Raw genomic sequence first — 20,458 nt, forward strand, 5'->3', positions numbered from 1 at the left:
TAAGTTTATAAACTAAAGAAGGGTTGTTGCAAAACTGCAGCAACCCTTGGTACTTTTTATTCCTTAATCCTCATCTATAATGCCGCAATACATTCTATCTCTATTAATACGTCCTTTGGAAGTCTTGCAACCTCTACGCATGACCTTGCAGGATAATTGTCCATAAAGAACTTTTTATATACTTCGTTTATTACTGCAAAATCATTCATATCTTTTATGAAAACAGTAGTTTTTACTACATTCTCTAAACCTGCACCGGCTCCTTTCAGAACTTCTGCAAGATTTTTAATTGCTTGTTCTGCCTGTTGAGCAGCTCCTCCAGCAACAACATTTCCGCTAACCGGATCTACAGGAATTGCTCCTGAGGTGTATATAACGTTTCCGCATTTAACAGCTTGTGAATACGGGCCTATTGCGGCAGGTGCCTTATCAGTTGAAACAATCTCCAAATTCATCTTATTCACTCCTTATTTTTATATATCTTCAATCTGTTTATTTATTCTTACATGTTTGAATTGCTTTTTGTTTGTAGCATAATCATCCACAATCTGTCCGTTTCCAATCAGCATGTATTTATAGCTTAACAAACCGTCCAAACCTACAGGGCCCCTGGCATGAAGTTTACTTGTGCTAATTCCTACCTCGGCACCAAAACCATATTTAAAGCCATCGCTAAACCTTGTGGATGCATTCCAAAAAACATTTCCAGAATCAACAAGATTCATAAATTTAATTGCTGTCGTTTTATCCTTTGTAACTATGCTATCAGTATGTCCTGAGCCATAAGTATTGATATGTTTTATAGCTTCATCCACACCGGAAACTATCTTTATTGATATAATATAATCTAGATACTCTGTCGCCCAGTCTTGGTCGCTGGCAGGCTTAACTTCAATGATTTTGACTGTTTCTTCATCTCCGAATATTTCAACATTCTTTTTATCAAATTCAGCCTTTAATGCCGGTAGAAACTCCTTTGCCACTGCCCTGTCAACCAAAAGAGTTTCTGTTGCATTGCACACTGCAACATACTGAGTTTTTGAATCTACTGTGATTTTCTTTGCCATTTCCAAGTCTGCACCAGAGTCCACATATACATGGCAAATACCATCTGCATGGCCCATTACGGGTATTCTTGAATTATCCATTATATAACGAACAAACTCGTTTGATCCTCTTGGAATTAGCAGGTCAATATATTCGTCCATTTTCAGCATTTCATTAACATCGTCCCTACTCTCCAGAAGGCTTATCCATCCTTTAGGAAGTCCGGCTGCTACGGTAGCTTCTTCTATAACTTCTGTCAGAACCTGATTTGTTTCTTTTGCCTCAGAACCGCCTTTAAGAAGTACACAGTTTCCGCTTTTAAGACAAAGAGTTGATATCTGCACAAGTGCATCTGGCCTTGATTCAAATATAATACCTATAACCCCTATTGGGCAGGTTACTTTGAACAGCTCAAGGCCATCGTCCAGCATATTTGAAATTATGGTTTTACCTACCGGTTCTTCAAGAGCCTTGAGACTTTTAATTCCTTCAACTACATCGTTTAATTTCTTTTCATCAAATTTAAGCCTTTTAAGAAGCGGTGAAGCCAAATTCTCCTTTTCGCTTCTTAAAAGGTCATGCTGATTTGCCTCTATAATTCTTTTACTGTTTGCAAGTAGTGCATCAGCTATTTTCGAAAGTGCATTGTTCTTAACTTCTCCGCTAAGTTCCGCCATTTTTACAGATGCATTACCGGCATTTTCACATAATTGTCTTATGTCCATTCTTACCTCCTATATATCCCATTTCATTGATTTTTCAACCGCTATCTTCCATTTCTTATATAAACTGTTAAAGTATTCTATGTTTTCTATTGGCATGTATGTCTTGTCAAGCTTCCACGCTTTTTCTATCTCTTCCTTGGAAGTCCATATACCAATACCATATCCCGCCAAAAATGCAGAGCCTAAAGCTGTTGTTTCCCTTATTACAGGCCTTTGAACAGGTATATTCAGTATATCTGCCTGAAACTGCATAAGAAAGTCGCTTGCACTTGCACCTCCGTCAACTTTGAGTGCATTTAGCTCTATCCCCGAATCCAGTTCCATAGCTTCTAGTACATCCCGGCTTTGATATGCTATAGATTCAAGAGTGGCTCTAATTATATGCCTCCTGTTCGTACCTCGGGTTATCCCAAGAATCGTACCCCGTGCATACATATCCCAGTACGGTGCCCCTAATCCCGTAAATGCAGGAACAACGTACACCCCTCCGGTGTCAGGAACTTTTTTTGCCTCTATATCACTTTCATTTGCAGTTTTTATTATGCCAAGTTCATCTCTTAGCCATTGAATAGCTGCTCCGGCATTGAATACACTACCTTCAAGTGCATACTCAACCTGATTATCTATACCCCATGCAATTGTAGTGAGAAGGTTATTTTTTGAAGCTACAAGCCTCTTTCCAGTATTCATCAGAATGAAACAGCCTGTACCATATGTATTTTTTGCATCACCCTGTTTAAAGCAGGCTTGTCCGAAAAGAGAGGCATGCTGGTCCCCGGCTATTCCGGAAATGGGTATTTGGGCGCCCAGAATTTTTTCGTTGGAATATGCACATACTCCTGATGATGGAACTACCTCCGGCAACATACAAGCCGGTATTCCCAGTTCTTCCAGCAGTTCTTCATCCCATTTTAAATCATTTATATTATATAGCATGGTTCTGGAGGCATTTGAATAATCGGTGATGTGCTTCCGACCTCCAGTCAAATTCCATATGAGCCATGAATCTATGGTCCCGGCAAGTAACTCTCCCCTTTGAGCTCTTTCCTTTGCTCCCTTAACATTATCCAGAATCCATTTGATTTTGGTTCCAGAAAAATATGCATCTATTACCAACCCTGTTTTACACTTTATTTTATCTCTCAATCCAGCCATCTTTAAACTGTCGCATATTTCGGAACTTCTTCTGCACTGCCAAACAATGGCTCTATGTACGGGTTTTCCTGTGTTTTTGTCCCATACAACTACAGTCTCTCTCTGGTTTGTGATACCGATGCAGGCAATTGAGTCAATGCTTATGCCTGCCATTTTTATTGCTCCGGTTATAGCAGCCATCTGGTCTCTAAAAATATCTTCAGCATCATGTTCAACCCATCCAGGCTGAGGATAAAACTGTTGCAAAGGTACGCTCTTTATTCCAGCTATATTGCCGTTCAAGCTGTCGAATATTACTGCTCTGGAACTGGTAGTTCCCTGATCAAGTGATAAAATAAATCTCTTGTGCATAAATCCGTCCCCTTTGTAATCACAAAGTCGCTCTACTTTCATTTTCGTTATCAATATTATAACATATTACTACACTCTGGAAATTATCATCTCACAAATATAAGCAACAGCAATTGCACACACAGCTACTTTTAGCAAGCTTTTTTCAAAGTAAGCCAATATAACTGCAATACCAAGTCCTATTAGAGCTGATAAAAGATGTCCTGTAGATGTAAGTATATCAGGAAATATCATAGCTCCAAGAACTGCATAAGGCACATATCCAAGAAATGCAGTTATAAACCTAGATTTTATTTTATTTTTTATAACAGCCATGGGAAGAACCCGTGGAAAATATGTAACCAATGCCATAAGAAGTACTGCAATCAAAGTATTATTCATTTGCCGTATCCTCCATTGGAAAAAGCTTTGCACCTATTGTACATGCAATAAATGTGGCTATAATTATTCTCCATCCACCTGATACAGCTGAAAAGACAGGTACCCATTTTATTAGAGAGCTTATAAATATAGCACAACCTGCCACAATCAGAGCAGCTTTTGATTTCTTTGCTGCCGGGATTACAAGCGCAATAAACATTGCATATAAAGCAATACCCATTGAATTTTGTAAAGATTCGGGCAGTATGGTACACACTATAGCACCCGCTGCAGTACCTGCCGCCCACCCGATATAGGGTAGTACTTCAAGTCCTGTCATATAGGAAAATGTGATGTCCTTTTTTTGCATGGCAGCTACTGTAAAGGTTTCATCGGTTATTCCGAAGGACATTATCCAACGCTTATATCCAGGTATTCCCTCAACTATTTTCTGGGATAGTGACAGGGACATAAGCATATATCTTATATTTATGACAAAGGTTGTAATGGTAATTTCGGCCAGGCCTGCTCCTGCGATAATCAGGTTTGTGCCTGCAAACTGTCCCGCCGAAGTTAGGTTTGTCATTGATATTAATATGACTATCCAAACAGGTATTCCCCCCTTTACAGCCATAAGCCCGAATGTAAAGGATACGGGAAAATAACCCAAAGCTATAGGAAGGCTTTGTTTTGAACCGTCAATAAAATCATGTAATGCGCTGTGTTTGCTATGTAATACTTTCTCTTGCTTAGTTAACATTTCTTATATCCTTTTTTCATTTTCTTGTAAATTAACAACAAGTAGTATTATAACATAGAAAAGGGGTGTTAACTCGATTAAGATACCCTATTTTTATCAAGTGGTAAATTTGATTATATAAAAAGTAGTTTTATATGCATAAAAGACTTCCACGTGTCACTCCTCTCAAGTTCTACGCATAGAAGTCTTTTCAATATATCTATATTCAAATTCCTATAGTGCTATTTCATTCTCCTTCATTTGATTTTGGATAACTTCAAGTATACCACCAAAGGTTGCAAATTTCCCGTTGGCAATCTCTTCTTGAGGAATTGTAATGTTGAATTGGCTCTTTACATCAAAGTAAATGTATAGTAAATCCCTTGCGTGCAGACGTATCTCATCTCCTAAAAGGTTTTTATTATAATAATCCTTGTCCCATTTTGTAAAATCAATATCAAATCTTTTTTTGAAAATTTTAATAAGCTCTTCTTTTATATTATCTACTAGTAACTTGTCCATCGTAAGTTTCTCCTTTATACTATCTCTACATTACCGTACTCAATAAGTCTATCAATAGTTTTGTCTACCATATAGTTGGAATCATTTTCATTTAATATATTAAGTACAGGTATTTTATTACCATTATATTTAACTTTCTTCTCATCAATAAACTTACAATCTAATGAAATATAAGATTTCACATATTCCTCATTTGCTTTTAGCCAATCAAATTGCATGTTTGCAATGTTGAAAAAATCAACCTCAAATCCAAACTTATATTTAAACAAATTTGAATACTCTTCAAGTCCCTCAGGCTTACATTCTTCATACAATAAGCTTGCTATTACAACATCCGGAAGCACCGCCTGCGAAATTTCGAAAGCTAGCAATCCAAATTTGTTGGTAATCTTTCTGTTAAATGGCATTATACCCCCGGGTACCCCAATTATTATAACATCGGGCTCTTCTGTATTTTCAATTTTCTTGATAAATCTATTGAACATCACCACTTTATTGACATCAGAAAATGCATTTCCATACATGAATGAAGGAAAGGAATGGAACCCCATCATTTCACAGTATGACCTAGTACCTATCTGACTTACTTTATATCCTAATTTCTGTATTTTTTCCCTTAATGCAAGCTGGATTTCAAATTTATTTGTTCTTTCAGCTACTCCAACCGTCAAAATAATAGGCGTATCTATTTCTTCAATATTTTCGTTTTCAGCAACTATCCCCTCAGGCAAAACATTCTGATTTTCATCAAAATACTTAAAATACACTCCCTCGCAATTACACATAGACGATATTTCTTCAATAACCTCTTTATCCAACTTTAACGAGCATATTATATTTTTTTTGGATTTCACTGCTAATTTAATCTTACTAAATATATATTTTTCAAAATCAAAAGGTAGATGTGATTCAACAAACATTACAGTATCACATAAGTCCAGTGATTTTTCAAAATCCCCGGATACCGAGATACCTATATCCGATCCTCTATCTGCAATGCCAGCATCCTTTCCTGTAAATCCCCATCCATTGGGAGATACAAGACATGATATTTCATATCCCATAAGTAAAGACCTATGCCTTATTATCGGAGTAACCTCCATATTGTATGGATAAATCAAAAGTCTCTCATTTTTCCCCATGTTAACTTTCCCTCCATTATTACAGTTTCCGCTCTGACATATCTGCTTTTACTAATTCAGCTCCAAATTCCCTTAAAGTACAAATATCCTTTAACATACTATCAGCTGTGTCTATTACACTACTGCATCTTGAAACCTTCTTTTCTGCTGACAATTCATCTATATCATCTGCTGCTGATGCACATAAATTGCAAAACATAAGTGCCCAACAGTTTATACACTTATCTTCACTTAATTTTCCTATATTTAGAAGAGTTTTTATTTTATCAACATCAAAACCATCATTTATATTTCCTATTTTCATATGTGGTGAAGATTCACTAACCCTTTCACAGGGGTAAAAATTACCGTCAACATCTGTGAAAAGTCTTTGAACACCAGCTACGCATGGTCCTCCATGATGAAATCTGTCAGGTATCTCATCTCTCATTTTCAATCGACTGTATCTAACTTTCCTTTCCACATATTCCTTTGACAGTAGTTTAGATGTATATTTTTCATCTAGATGTCCAAGATTTGATAAAAATATCTTAAAAATTTCATATTCAATTTCGGAAATATAGTTTTCAGATGCTTTTACAGTATCTTTTCTGTATAAATTGGATATTTCTGATGCCATAACGCTTGCTTCTTTTGCTAATTCAAAATCAGTAAAAAAATTATTTACACAGCTAAACTCATTCCGAGGATCTAACACAGCATTGAAAGTAATATTACTACTTAAAAAATCAGGAAATTTAGTTTTAACCATTTCAAGATTTTCCATTACTTTTTCAAAAGTCCCTTTATCATCTCTATATACCCTATTTTTGTTATGTATCTCAGAAGAACCATCAAGACTTATTAGCAAATGTACATTATGCTTTTGAAAATATTCTACAATTTCTTCAGTCAAAAGGGTGGCATTTGTTGTCACTGAAAAGTGAATATATTTGCCTTCTGCTTTTTCTTCGAAATACTCAACACAATTTTTTATGAATTCAAATTCAAGGAGTGGCTCACCCCCATAGAATGCCAACAAGCCTTTATCATTATCTCTTGAATGATCAATATAAAAATCTATTGCCTTTTGGGCCGTTTCAAGAGTCATTTTCTCATTTGAATGAACCCTATTTTCATAATCTCCTGAATAAATACAATATTTACACCTGAGATTACATTGCTTTGTTATCTGCAATGTAATCATATTAACTTTATTATTAAGGTGACTTAAAATAGTATCATTTAAAGGATGATACATTTCCTTTGGTCTTTTTTCTGATAAGAAACCTAAATCACGCAAATTATCTATTGACTCTTTAGCTTGTGCGTTAAACTCCATAGTACAATTACCGGTATCATCACTATTTATATAATTAAGCAGCTTATATTCTTCTTCAGATAAGTCAAGAATCACATTTTTATTTACGTCATACAAATAATGGCCTCCTGGGGTTTTAAACAGATGTATGAAAGAATTCAAAACTATCACATCCTCCTTATTAATTAAAAATAACCGGAATAAAGACTATATTCCGGTTATTTTTTTATGATTACCTACTCTTATTCAGATAATCATACACATACCCTCCAGTTGTATGGTCACATGTTGGGCCATACCAATCACAGCCAGCATATGCCTCTATAGTTCCCTTATAGCTATGTAGTTTTTTACCTAACTTTTTCATTTTTTTCACCTCGCTTTCATGTATACTAACTTATTAAACAAGGCTTTACTTTATTTAAACTCATTAAGTTTTACCGCGGATAAACCTTGTGAGTTTAAATTTAATTTAGTACATTCCTTACATAGCTAGAAAATCTCTATACTCTTTGAATCCGTTCTCAAAATCTTTATAGCTTTGGAATTGGTGTATACTTCCGTTATCGACCAATAAAATTCTGTCCACTTTGGTCAAAATATCAGGCTTGTGGCTTATTATTAAAACTGTTTTGTCATCAAAATCCTGCATCAAAAGCTGGTTCAAATAAACCTCCGATTCAGCATCATAATTTGCCGTGGCCTCATCAAGAACAAGTATTTTTGCTTCTCTGGCAAATGCTCTTGCTACGGCTATTTTCTGCCTTTGACCACCTGATAGCTTTGAACCGTTTCTGCCTACCTCACTTTTGTACTTTAAGGGCATGTCCTTTATGAACTCATATGCACCACTTCGCTTTGCAGCCTTTTTTAGCAGTGATTCATCTTTTTTTAAGCCTATACATATATTTTCTTCAATTGATGTGTCAAAAAGATACAAATCCTGATTTACTACTGATATCAAACTTCTATAATCCTTTAGGTTAATACTGCTTATATCTGTTCCATCTAATTCAATTTTTCCATTGTCAGGCTTATAAAATCTCAACAGCAGATTAATAAATGTGCTCTTTCCTGAGCCGTTTGCCCCTATAATGGCAATTTTTTCTCCCGGATTTATTTCAAGATTAATATTATTTAAAATTTGCTCATCTTCTCTATATGAAAAGCTAACATTATTAAACTTTATCTTACCTTTAACTTTGCTTGCATCCAATCTTACAAGGTTGTTAGTCTTTCCCTCTGTTTCTGTTTCCATATCAATAAATTCAAAAAATCTTTTTGCAGAAGGAATTATATTAGAAAAATTATATCCAATATTCAATATTGCTGATATTGGAGCAATAACATAAGCACTATATGTTAAAAAAGCAAACAATCCTCCAATGCTAACGCCATTTCGGAAAACAATATATGCTCCAAGTATGTATAAAACACAATTAATTCCCTGAAACACTATACTCTCAGAGTACTCATTGAACTTATCTAAAAAAGCTAATTTTATATTCATTTTAACAATACTTTTTTGCTTTTTTATAAATTCACCTATTTTTACCCTGTCAATCCCTAATAGTTTAATTTCTTTAATACCGGTTATGGTATCTCCGTACCAAGATGAATATTCCCTGTTATACTCCAGATACTCCTTAAACATAGATTCTCTCTTTTTTGCAAGAAATTTTACGGTAAAAAATCTAAAAGGAGCTACCAAAATTACTACTATAGTTAGTTTCCAGTCAATCATCAAAAGCCCCACCAGACCTCCGATAATTCTGAATACCTGGGATATTATAATAAAAGTACCCTTATCGCATATTCTTGATATATTTCCAACATCCATTCCAATGTTACTCATAATTTCAGAAAAATTTGTACTATTAAAGTATTGCAGTTTTAGCTTCAAAAGATGTTTAAACGCTTTCTTTTGTAATGAATACTGGAACATAGAATTTAAATAAGAATAATATTTTGTTTCAAGTAACCCAATTGCTTGATCAATTAAAACCAAAGCAAAAGTAAGAAGAGAAAATTTAACTACAATTCCAAAATTACTTTTAAGTAGACCATTATCCATAACCTCCTTGCTAAGGAGCGGAAAAAGCATATTGATACCGGCAGAAGAAATAATACATACAAAAATAATACTGATTTTTTTAATATAAGGCCTTAAGAGTTTCAAAATTCTCTTTAGTATAATATTGGTATCTTTAGTAAATAACATTTTAACCTCATGAATAAATTACTGTATTTTTATATTTTGTAATATTCTTCCTATAATCTATAGTATAACTATATCCAAAATTTGTCAATTAAAATTATTAAAGTAAAATTCAGAGTGTTAATTTAATAGAATTTAAAAACACCTCGAACCAAGATATTATGTAAATAATGTAATTAATTGAAAAGGATATTTTACCGCTGCTCACATTCATTCTCAATGATTCATTGTGTAGCAAAAACCTACCCAATGCTAGAGGTTTTCGGTAAAATATCCTATAAAGCCTTTCGTTATTTTTCAATATATTTAGCCTTTAGAATAGGTAGTATAGTGGCCACTATCAGTACTATCAATATAATAAATGCAATTGTGTTAGATGCAGCAAATCCACTTGGACCATTTCCCTTTATAACTCCCGTAACTTGAAGTATTATGCCTATAAGTCCTACTATAGACCCTCCTGCTACAAGTCCTGAAGATAAGCTTATACCGTTTGAAACCCTTGCATCTTTTTCTTGTTGTGACTTGCTGACTTTTTCAACAAAAAATCTAACTAATGCGCCTATTAGAATTATAGAAGTTGTGGATATTGGTAAATAAAAACCTATAGCTACTGTCATTACAGGAAGTCTTAACAAGAATAATACGACACCCATAACAGCACCAGCTATAACCATAACCCATGGCAATTCCCCAGACATTATACCCGCCGTCAGAGTTGCCATTAAATTAGCTTGAGGCAGTGCGAAAGCAACATTATCACCAGTCGCTGCCAATTGGTTTGAAAGTAATAATATAGTGCCAACAACTACAGCAGTACCAGCTACACCGGCTATAGTAAAATATTTCTGCATTTCATTTTTACTGCCACCAATTAAGAAAGTAACTTTTTGTGATTGAGTATAACCTCCAGCCATTGCTATAGCGGTAACAATAAATGTACCAAATAAAAGTAAGGACCTGTTATTTTCAGTATTTTTCCATCCCATGACTACAAATAACAAGGTTACAATAACTATAGAAGCTATGGTCATGCCTGATACAGGGAGGTTAGATGTTCCTATAGTACCAGTTAAACGGCCGGCAACTATAACAAAAAGTAACGATAAGAAAAATGACAAAATAGATGCAGTAATTGCCATTAATATATTACCTTTTGAAATTATAAAACCTCCTATAAACCCTACTACTATTCCTCCAATTAATATCAAACTTTCAATAGATGAAGACTCGCCGCTTTTAGAAGATTTTGCATTAAGGGTTTCTTTTATAGATGAAATTATTGTAGGAATAAGTTTTAAAGCACCTATTAATCCCCCTGAAAGCATCATGCCTGCACCCATGTATTTTACATAACTACCAGCAATATGTGTAACCTGCATACTATTAATAGCAACATCAGGGTTATTCCATACATTTGCGCCTTCTTTTCCAAGTTCAGCAAAATACCCGATTAAAGGTGTAATACCGAAGTTAGATAATATTGAACCTGCAAACATAGCCACAGAAACATCCATTCCTACAATAAATCCTATTCCTAATAAAAGAGGGTTTACTTCGATTTCAAATTTCCACTTGTAGAATTTTTCATTTACATAGCTTATAACATTGTTGGCTACATTCAAAAATGAACCGGTTATAACAGTTAATATCCCGCCTATACCAAATCCAATGCCCATAAACTTCATTGATTCCCCGGCACCTTCTGAGGCAACTAGGGTTTCTGATATAGCCAGTGACTCCGGGTACATTAATTTACCGTGTTCCTCAACAATAAGATAATTATGAACAAGAGCAGCTATTCCTACACCAAATAACACTCCTCCCGCACTAACAATAAATCCTTCTAGAAATGTAATTTTAAAACCTATTAAAAGAACTGCGGGTAAAACGAATATAACACCACTAGCAACTGATTCCCCTCCACTTGACATTCCCTGCACCAAGTTTTTGGCAAGAATACCTTTATGTTTGGCAAATACCGCTATAAATGCTGAACCTATTATGGAACCAGGTATACCAGCTGCAACTGTAAGTCCGGATTTCATACCAGAATAGGCAGTAGAAGCTGTGAATAATGCAGCTAAAATAACACCGATTATTAATACAGCAATATTCCCTCCTGATTTAGATTCATCGGAAACATATGGTACATAGTCTTTTCCGTTTATGCCACCATAAGCATCTTTAGACAATTTTTTATCCATAGTACATACCTCTATTATTTTATATTCTTTAGTACTTCCAATAAATATTCCCACATCCTCTGAACCGAAGAAATACTCATGTGTTCATTGGGAGTGTGAACGTCATATAGGTTTGGTCCAAATGAAATTACATCAAGTTTATCAAATTTTTCAGCAAACAAACCGCACTCCAGACCGGCATGTATTGCAGTTATATGAGGCTTCTTTTTGTACATTTTTTCATATACATCTTCGAAAACTGTTCTTATTTTTGAACCAGGATTATATTCCCATTCAGGATAATCTGATTCTGTAACAACACTTCCACCGTTTAATTTTGCAGTTACAATAATTCTATTAGTTAATTCATTCTTTAAACTTTTTACTGAACTTCTGATTGAGCTTATAAATTCTATAGAATCTTTCGAAGTTGTAATTACTCCAAGGTTCAAGGAGCTTTCCACTAACCCCTTAATATCCATGCTCATGGAAGTAACTCCATTTATCAGCAAGTATAAATAATTAACTACATTAATAGTTGATTCTTTCGAAAGCATTTCCTGAGGTCTGTCAGGTAAAGCTTCAAATTCCACTCTTACATCCGGGTCTTGTTTTCTCAATTCGGTTTTAAACATTTTTTCACATTCAGATATTTTTTTCTCAACTAAGGCTCTATCATCCGCTCTTACTAAAATTACAGCATCTGACTCACGTGGAATTGCATTGTGTTTTGAACCCCCATTTAATGAACTAAGCCTAAACTCAACCTCAGATAAAATATACATAAGTATACGACCCATTAGTTTATTGGAGTTTCCTCTTTCTTTATCTATCTCCATTCCCGAATGTCCACCTTTTAGCCCCCTAATTTTCACTATATATGGCACAAGGTTTGCATCTGTGGCTTCCCATACTGCCGGAATTGTCGTTCTAGCTGTACGTCCACCTGCACAACTTACTAATAGGGTACCCTCTTCTTCTGAATCTATGTTAATAAGTATTCTTCCTTTTATATTTTTAGGCTCCAATGCCATAGCTCCATCCATTCCAGTTTCTTCAGAAGTAGTAACAAGTAATTCTATTGGTGGATGTTGATATTTATCAGAAGCCAAAATTGCCAAGCCCATGGCAACTGCAATTCCATTATCAGCCCCTAAAGTTGTGTCAGTTGCATATATCATGTCATCAATTACTCGTAACTTTATCGGATCTTTTGTAAAATCATGCTCTATATCTTTATTTTTTTCACATACCATATCCATATGCCCTTGCAAAACAACAGCAGGGCTGTTTTCGAATCCCGGTGTCCCTTTCTTTCTTATAACAACATTTAATGCAGAGTCCTGAACATACTCCAAATTATGCTCTTTAGCAAAGGATACCAAATAGTCGCTAACCTCTTTTTCATTTCCTGACCCTCTTGGAATCTGCGTAAGCTTTTCAAAGTATTTAAATACATCAACAGGTTGTAAGTTCTTAAGTATGTCTGCCATTATTATTACCTCACATTCTTATTTTGAATTATTTGCCGAAAAACTCTATATCATTATTATACTAATTACCCAATAATATTAAACTTTATGTCTTTATGCTTTTTTTTTTATAATCGTATTCTTTTCCATGTATGGTAAATATTTTTCCATTTCATATAAATTGTTTAAAAATTGCTTAATAACTGAAATCTTTTTTCGGAAAGATGTTAATTTTTTTCGAGAATATTAAAGTTTTTTTGTCAATTTTTAACATACGTATAACAAATACATAAAATAATGCTAAAATTACGTATAGTCAAATATATTTCTTTTCAGCAATTGCAATTATTCAAAAAATCATTCTTGCAACACACTTCCTTTAGAATCACTATACCTTTATTTACTTAGAAATAATTATTCCATTAAACTGTGTGACTGATAAAGCAAGCTAAAAGGCTTTTATAATAAAAAATTTAATAAGTGGGGGAATTTTAAATGAACTTTTTGGGTACATGGATGCTGCGATTTGCTTTTACATGTGGTCTTATATCGTTTCTGCTCATTGCCTTTAAACAAGAAAAAGAAGAAAATAAGAATCTTGGAATACTAACGGGTATAGTTGCAAGCTTTGGAGTTCTTCTATCATCGCTCCTTTTACTTTATTCTCTAGTAAGTGGAAACTATTCAATTGAATATGTGTATCATAATACAGAGAAATCACTTCCGCTAATATATAAAATATCGGCATTCTGGTCTGGGAGTTCAGGTTCAATGCTTATTTGGACTTCTGTATTGGCTGTTCTTCTAATTATAGTCTTTCTTAGAAATAAGGAAAAAAGTTCAACCAAAACTATATCTGGTGTTTTATTGTTTGTTATGACACTTTTTATGTTCGTTGTAACATTCATAAAAAATCCATTTAAAGCAGTGTCAGAACAAAGTGACGGATTTGGTCTTAATCCTTCGCTCCAAAGTCTAGGTATGGTCTTTCACCCACCTGTGATAATTATCGCCTTTTCTTTTTTCTTCATAGCTTTTGGGTATCAATTATTTGACATCAGAAAAAACACTGAGGAACACATAAATATTACATGGAAATGGGCAATGTGGGGTTGGGTACTTCTTACCTTTGGAATTATCACAGGCGGTATATGGGCATATACTGAGCTTGGTTGGGGTGGCTACTGGGCATGGGATCCAATAGAAAATTCATCTTTGGTTAACTGGTTATTTGCAACAGCTTTTCTCCATAGCTTACGAGGTAAAAGCAATAACAACAAAAGAATGAATTTCCTTTTGATATTTTTAACTGTATTCACTATACTTGTTGGAACATACATTGCAAGAAGCGGATTATTAAATTCGGTACATGCTTACAGCAGCCGTGGTGTCACAGTGGTTTTCGGTGTGGTATTAGTGGTACTCGTACTGCTTTTCATTGTTTATTACTTCAAAATTAAAAGATTACATCCCAAAAATAATACTAAGAAATCATTTCTGAGCATAATTAAGTCTGGCAATCTGTTTTCTATACTAAGTATTATAACAGCCGTATTAATTTTCGGAGGTACTACATTCCCTTTGTATGGAGGGCTCTTTCTCAAAGCTGTATCGGATACGCCAATAAGTTTCTATGAGTACGTTTTCGGTGTATTTGGTATACTGGTACTTTTAATTCTTGCAATTAATCCAAGCTTATATACAAGGAAAGTTCTTTTAATTCCAGGTAGCGTATGTGGATTAGCAGTATTAGCTCTAATGCTATTTCTTTGTGATTATGGCTTCCTTACAAAATTGTCTTTAGCTGTTTGTGCCATGCTGACAGTAAATTTAATTATAGAACTTGCATTTAATTATAAAAAGCACATTGGTAATAAGAAAAGTGTGGCAGTTTTATTGCTACATGCTCCACTGATAATAATGGTAGTAGGATTTGCAGGGTCTATGGGTATGCTTTTAAATTCTGATGTAACTATCGAAAAGGGCAATACTGCGGTTGTGGGAAAATATGAGGTAAAATACAGAAACCTATATTGGAAAGAAGAACCAGGGAAAACAACAGCTGTTTCTGTTATAGGTGTTAGCGGTCCTAAAGGAAAACTCCAACTAAAGCCCGAACTTTCATATTATCAGAAAATGAAAATATCTCACTCCAGAGCAGTTATAAAATCAGGGCTTGGTGAAGATTTGTACATAATTTTCGAAGGAATAGACGACAAAGACAATATCACATTAAAAGTTAAAATAGTAAAGTTTGTTAGTCTTGTATGGATAGGCAGTATTTTATTGCTTATAGGTACAATCCTCTATTATTTTTCTGAAAATAAAAAAACAAGGATACTCATAAAAAATATTTTAGAACAGGAGGTATAAAAATGACTAAGGTATCAAATCTATCTCACAAGATTATTGTTGTTATTGCAATAACAGCAATTTTTATGGTTACTCAAATTTCTTCAGTACGGTCTGGAACTATTGATTTATCAAAGCCGGAGTTTGACTTTGACAAAATCGTTTTTACCAAACATCAGCCATACTCAGGTTATGAGAACCATATGATTGATGGGAACTTTGGATTTACAGCTGTAAAAGGCGGTGGATTGTATATCCTCAATAATGCCTTTTCAGGGAATCCTACTGTAACTAATGTTTTGCAAAACTCTATCTGTAAAAACGGACGTTACGCAGGAAAGAAGCTTACAGGCGGAGCCTTCTATTCCTTTGATCTGAGCTATGATGCGAAGCAGATTGTTTTTGCCTATACAGATGCTCAGAACTCCTACGGTGTTTGGAATGAAAACACAACTTACCATATCTTCAAGGTAAATGTGGATGGGACAGATCTTACACAGCTGACTGACGGAAATGTAAATGATTTTGATCCACGCTGGCTTCCGGATGGAAGAATTGTATTTATATCAGAAAGAAGAGGTGGTTATGGACGTTGCCATCAGCGTACAGTTCCAACCTTTAACCTTCATACAATGAATGCAGACGGAAGTGATATCAGATGCATAAGTTACCATGAAACTAATGAATGGAGCCCATGCGTAGATAACAACGGTATGATTGTATACACTCGTTGGGACTATATGGACAGAGGAGCTAATCATGCACATTCTGCGTGGATAACCACACCAGACGGCCTTGATGCAAGAGCTATTACCTTAAACTATCCAAACTCGGGTAAAGATTGGTGGACCAATGTACCTTTAATGCAAAATTCATTACGGGCAATTCCTAATTCAAACAAATATGTTGCAACAGCTGCCCCTCACCATGCTCAAAACTACGGACCACTAATTGTAATTGATCCTGATGTTGAGGATGATGACAATCTTTCTACTATTACAAAAATTACACCTGATGCAAAGTATCCTGAATCCGAAACAGGAACTACAACTGATCAAAAATATGGAACACCCTACCCTTTGAGTGAGGATTATTTTTTGTGTGTATATGATCCAAATGCAAATACTAATGGTGCAAACAAGCGCTATGGCATATACGCAATAGATTCAAAAGGAAACAAGACAATGCTATATAGCGATCCTAATTTTTCTTGTTACAGCCCGATACCATTAAAGCCGCGTACCGTGCCAAATAGTATTCCGAGCTCGGACATACCCACTGGACAGGCTCAGGATGGAGTTGTATCAGTAATGAACGTTTATGACTCACTTCTACCTTTCCCTGCAGGAACAAAGATTAAAGAGCTGAGAATATGGCAGGTATATCCAAAGACGACACCTCTAGCAACAGACCCTATAGTAAGCTATGAAGGAACTGAAAGCTTGTGGTCAGGAAGAAATACCAGAGGACTCTTAGGAACAGTACCCGTTGAAGAAGATGGAAGTGCATCTTTCTATCTCCCCCCTGGAAAAGCTGTTTTTTTCCAAGCTATTGACCAAGATGGAACTGCTGTTCAGACTATGAGATCTGATACATTCCTTATTCCCGGACAAAATCGGCTGTTATGTCAAGGCTGCCACGAACCTGCCCGTAAAGCTGCAGAGAATCCTGAAAGTGTTCCCCTTGCATTAAGGAGGGCACCATCAAAAATTACACCAGATCCATCCGAAGGAGCAAGGCCAATGAGCTTCCCAAGGCTTATTCAGCCTATCTTGGATAAAAAATGTATATCATGTCACAATGGTTCACAGGTGCCTGACCTTAGAAAGGGAAATATAGACTCTCAAACAAAATGGTTTAGCTCATATAAAAACTTGAAACCATATGTTGCTTTATTTGATGTAATGTATCCAGGTGCTAACTGGGATCATGTTTACCCAAGAACTGAACCTGGCAAGTTTGGTGCTAGAGCATCAACTTTATATAAGAAGCTTAAGAGCGGACATGGTAATCTTACACAAAGTGAGCTTCACTCATTTATCATATGGTTGGATTCAGGAATTGCACCGTTCTTCGGAGACTATAAGAATATTGATGCACAGTTAAGAGGAGAACAGGTTGAACCTTCTCTGGATTAATTCCATAGCCTAAAAATAAATAATGGATGGGAGTGTTAAAAATGAATAGGCATACAAAGAAAAAATTTATTCCCATGATTCTTTCCATAGCAATAGTTATTACTATAGTAAGCTTCCTGTTTCCAGAAAGCAATATTGGTTATACGGCTCAAAATTCATATTATTCACCTTTTGATACTGCATATTCTCCCGATGGCAGCGTGATTGCGGTATCAGATTCAACTAAAGGACAGATTGAGATATTGAATGCATCCAATGGTGAAATCCAAAAGATTATACAATTGGATGGACAGCCAAAAGCTCTTGCATGGAACGGGAATAAAAACATATATGTTTCAGAGTACGGAGCAGGAACTGTTGCCGAAGTAAATCCTGTTTCAGGAGAAGTAACAAGACGATTTCCAACAGGGGCGAACCCTCTGGGAGTAAAAGTAGTAGACAATAAACTTATTGTATCTGATTATAGCCTTAAGAAAGTATCTATTGTTGATTTATCCTCCGGTAGTGTTGAAAAAAATATTGCTGTGAGAGATTATCCCTACTTAATTGATAGTACTATTGATGGTAAATATGCAGTAGTTGGACATGCATTACCATCAGGAAATGCTTCAGAATCCAAGTATGCTGCATCAGTTACTTTTATTGACATGAACACCTATAGTGAAGCTGCAAACATAGTACTTCCACAGGGCTCATCAAATGTAAGAGGAATTAAATGTTCACCAGACGGCAAGTGGGCATATGTTCTTCATACATTTGGAAAAACCTCCCTCCCTACTACCCAAATTACTAGAGGGTGGACAATGACAAATGCAGTTACCATAATTGATATAGCAAATAAAGAAATATATACCACATTCTTATTGGACAGAATGATGGAGGGAGCAGCAGACCCATGGGGGCTAACAATATCATCAGACAGTAAAACCATGTGGGTTAGTGTGTCAGGAACTCATCAGGTGCTGAAAATCGATTTAAATGGTCTTCACCAGCTTTTACAAGGAAATTTAAACGGTGGTGATAGCTCGCAAATCAATCCTAACACATACTACAAAATAGTAAACAGAAATAGTGGAAAAGCAGTTGATATACCAAATGGTAATCCAGCAAACAACACTCAGTTGATACAATGGGATGATGTTGGCAACAATAATCAGCAATATAGGTTTGTCGCTGATTCAGAAGGATATTATACCATTATCAACAAAGGAACTAATAAAGCATTGGACAACGCAGGTGCTACCTCTGATAATTCAGCTGTGGTTGAATGGGATGTGACTTCTTCAAATAATCAGAAATGGAAGATAATTGACGCTGGTAATGGATATATTAAGCTTCAGGTGAAATCCAGCCAGAAATATTTAGACGTAAGTGGTGCTTCCGTTGCTAATAATGCTGGTTTAGTAACAAACAGCAGCAGCACAAGTTTGAGCCAGCAATGGAAAATATCAGTGGCTGGAGCCACAAATTCCGGCAATTATTCATTATTAAATCGTTCAAAATCAGGTTTTGATAAACCATATTCAGATATCTGGTTACAAATCAAAGCTGATCCTTCAAAAAAAAGTGACCTTAAATACGATCTTGGAGCCTTATGGGGAGCAGGTCTACTAAAAAAGATAGATTTACCAGGTCAGGGGCCAAGAGGTATATCATTATCACCAGACGGTAAAACTGTAGCCGTAGGTGCATATTTTGCAGGAGAAGTATATCTTATAGATGCAACAGGAAATGTATTAAAAAATACAGTAAAACTCGGTATTCAACCCCAAGAAAGCCAAGTTAGAAGTGGCGAACGTATATTCCATGATGCATCAACTACTACACAAAAATGGCTCAGCTGTGCTTCCTGTCATCCTGATGGCAGGGCTGATGGACTAAATTGGGATATGCCAAATGATGGTATAGGCAATACTAAAAACACTAAATCAATGCTATATGTTTTTGACACCCCTCCAGCAATGTGGCGTGGAGTAAGGGATGATGCCCATGTTGGTGTAAAAGCTGGTTTCAAATACATAAAGTTTAAAGAGCCTACCCAACAAGAACTTGATGATGTTGCTGCTTATATCAAGAGTCTCTCTGAAGAACCTAGTCCATACTCCAATGAAGGTACAATGACAGCAGATGCTGCTGCAGGAAAAGCAATTTTTGAAAGCCCGGAAACAAATTGTTCATATTGTCATTCTGGACCACTGTATACAGATTTGAAGGCTCACGATGTAGGCTCAAAAGATAACCTTGATCCCGATGGATTCTATTATACCCCAACACTAAAGGAATTGTGGAGGACTGCTCCTTATATGCATGATGGTTCTGCTGCAACACTTCGCGAAGTATTGACAACAATGAATCCAGATGACAAACATGGAAAGACTTCACACCTTACCGATGAGCAAATCAACCAGTTGGAGGCTTACTTGCTTCAGATAGATAGCAATCCTAATCAAACATTACAAAAAGGTGATGTAAACGGAGATGGAGATGTTAATGCAATTGACTTGGCATATATGAAAAAGTACTTAATGGGAGAACTTGATTTGCCTGCTGAACAGCTTAAAGCAGCTGATGTTGATGATAATGGGGATATAAATGCAATTGATTTTGCTATTTTGAAACAAGTAGTTCTTGGACTAAAACCTAATTTATAGGACAAATAAATCTAACCCTAAAGTTAGTTTCTTTTAGCGTAGCGGTTTTGTGGCTGCTACGCTACTTTTATGCATCCAAGAAAAATTTTCTGGTATTTAA

Annotated in this window: 15 protein-coding genes; 3 read left to right on the top strand and 12 right to left on the bottom strand. The window is 35.4% G+C overall.

Going from position 1 to position 20,458, the window contains the following annotated elements:
• Positions 1-74: 74 nt before the first annotated feature.
• From K412_RS0104335 to K412_RS0104390, 12 genes are all read right to left on the bottom strand, one after another.
• Positions 75-455, bottom strand: coding sequence for a RidA family protein (locus K412_RS0104335; protein WP_024831985.1), 381 nt, complete (start codon positions 453-455; stop codon positions 75-77).
• Positions 456-473: 18 nt separating this feature from the next.
• Positions 474-1,772: a glutamate-5-semialdehyde dehydrogenase gene (locus K412_RS0104340; RefSeq protein ID WP_024831986.1), complete on the bottom strand. Its 1,299-nt coding sequence runs from the start codon at positions 1,770-1,772 to the stop codon at positions 474-476.
• A gap of 9 nt (positions 1,773-1,781) precedes the next feature.
• On the bottom strand, positions 1,782-3,278 hold the full coding sequence (gene glpK, locus K412_RS0104345) for a glycerol kinase GlpK (protein WP_024831987.1): 1,497 nt from the start codon (positions 3,276-3,278) through the stop codon (positions 1,782-1,784).
• Between the two features lie 69 nt (positions 3,279-3,347).
• Positions 3,348-3,659, bottom strand: coding sequence for an AzlD domain-containing protein (locus K412_RS0104350; RefSeq protein WP_024831988.1), 312 nt, complete (start codon positions 3,657-3,659; stop codon positions 3,348-3,350).
• Complete coding sequence (locus tag K412_RS0104355; RefSeq protein WP_024831989.1) at positions 3,652-4,398, bottom strand: AzlC family ABC transporter permease; 747 nt, start codon at positions 4,396-4,398, stop codon at positions 3,652-3,654. The genes K412_RS0104350 and K412_RS0104355 overlap by 8 nt, the downstream gene beginning before the upstream one ends.
• 213 nt (positions 4,399-4,611) lie before the next feature.
• The gene (locus K412_RS0104360) at positions 4,612-4,899 is read right to left on the bottom strand and encodes a peptide maturation system acyl carrier-related protein (RefSeq protein WP_024831990.1); all 288 of its coding nucleotides are present in this window, start codon (positions 4,897-4,899) and stop codon (positions 4,612-4,614) included.
• 14 nt (positions 4,900-4,913) lie between these two features.
• On the bottom strand, positions 4,914-6,041 hold the full coding sequence (locus K412_RS0104365; protein ID WP_024831991.1) for a TIGR04066 family peptide maturation system protein: 1,128 nt from the start codon (positions 6,039-6,041) through the stop codon (positions 4,914-4,916).
• A gap of 19 nt (positions 6,042-6,060) precedes the next feature.
• Positions 6,061-7,512: a Cys-rich peptide radical SAM maturase CcpM gene (gene ccpM / locus K412_RS0104370; RefSeq protein ID WP_024831992.1), complete on the bottom strand. Its 1,452-nt coding sequence runs from the start codon at positions 7,510-7,512 to the stop codon at positions 6,061-6,063.
• Positions 7,513-7,573: 61 nt separating this feature from the next.
• Complete coding sequence (locus tag K412_RS21645; protein WP_081741723.1) at positions 7,574-7,708, bottom strand: CLI_3235 family bacteriocin precursor; 135 nt, start codon at positions 7,706-7,708, stop codon at positions 7,574-7,576.
• A gap of 117 nt (positions 7,709-7,825) precedes the next feature.
• A complete protein-coding gene (locus K412_RS0104380; protein WP_024831993.1) occupies positions 7,826-9,562 on the bottom strand; it encodes an ABC transporter ATP-binding protein in 1,737 nt (578 codons plus the stop codon).
• 287 nt (positions 9,563-9,849) lie between these two features.
• Positions 9,850-11,766, bottom strand: a complete 1,917-nt coding sequence (locus tag K412_RS0104385) for an OPT family oligopeptide transporter (RefSeq protein WP_024831994.1) — start codon at positions 11,764-11,766, stop codon at positions 9,850-9,852.
• Positions 11,767-11,780: 14 nt separating this feature from the next.
• The gene (locus tag K412_RS0104390) at positions 11,781-13,238 is read right to left on the bottom strand and encodes an aminoacyl-histidine dipeptidase (protein WP_024831995.1); all 1,458 of its coding nucleotides are present in this window, start codon (positions 13,236-13,238) and stop codon (positions 11,781-11,783) included.
• Between the two features lie 474 nt (positions 13,239-13,712).
• Here K412_RS0104390 and ccsA point away from each other — a divergent pair, with 474 nt between their 5' ends.
• The 3 genes from ccsA to K412_RS0104405 are packed head-to-tail and all read left to right on the top strand — an operon-like array spanning position 13,713 to position 20,358.
• The gene (gene ccsA / locus K412_RS0104395; protein WP_024831996.1) at positions 13,713-15,590 is read left to right on the top strand and encodes a cytochrome c biogenesis protein CcsA; all 1,878 of its coding nucleotides are present in this window, start codon (positions 13,713-13,715) and stop codon (positions 15,588-15,590) included.
• Between the two features lie 2 nt (positions 15,591-15,592).
• The gene (locus K412_RS0104400) at positions 15,593-17,707 is read left to right on the top strand and encodes an HzsA-related protein (RefSeq protein WP_024831997.1); all 2,115 of its coding nucleotides are present in this window, start codon (positions 15,593-15,595) and stop codon (positions 17,705-17,707) included.
• Positions 17,708-17,748: 41 nt separating this feature from the next.
• The gene (locus K412_RS0104405; protein WP_024831998.1) at positions 17,749-20,358 is read left to right on the top strand and encodes an RICIN domain-containing protein; all 2,610 of its coding nucleotides are present in this window, start codon (positions 17,749-17,751) and stop codon (positions 20,356-20,358) included.
• Positions 20,359-20,458: the final 100 nt, after the last annotated feature.

Origin of the sequence: Ruminiclostridium josui JCM 17888, assembly GCF_000526495.1 — a bacterium.
GTDB lineage: Bacteria > Bacillota > Clostridia > Acetivibrionales > DSM-1351 > Ruminiclostridium > Ruminiclostridium josui.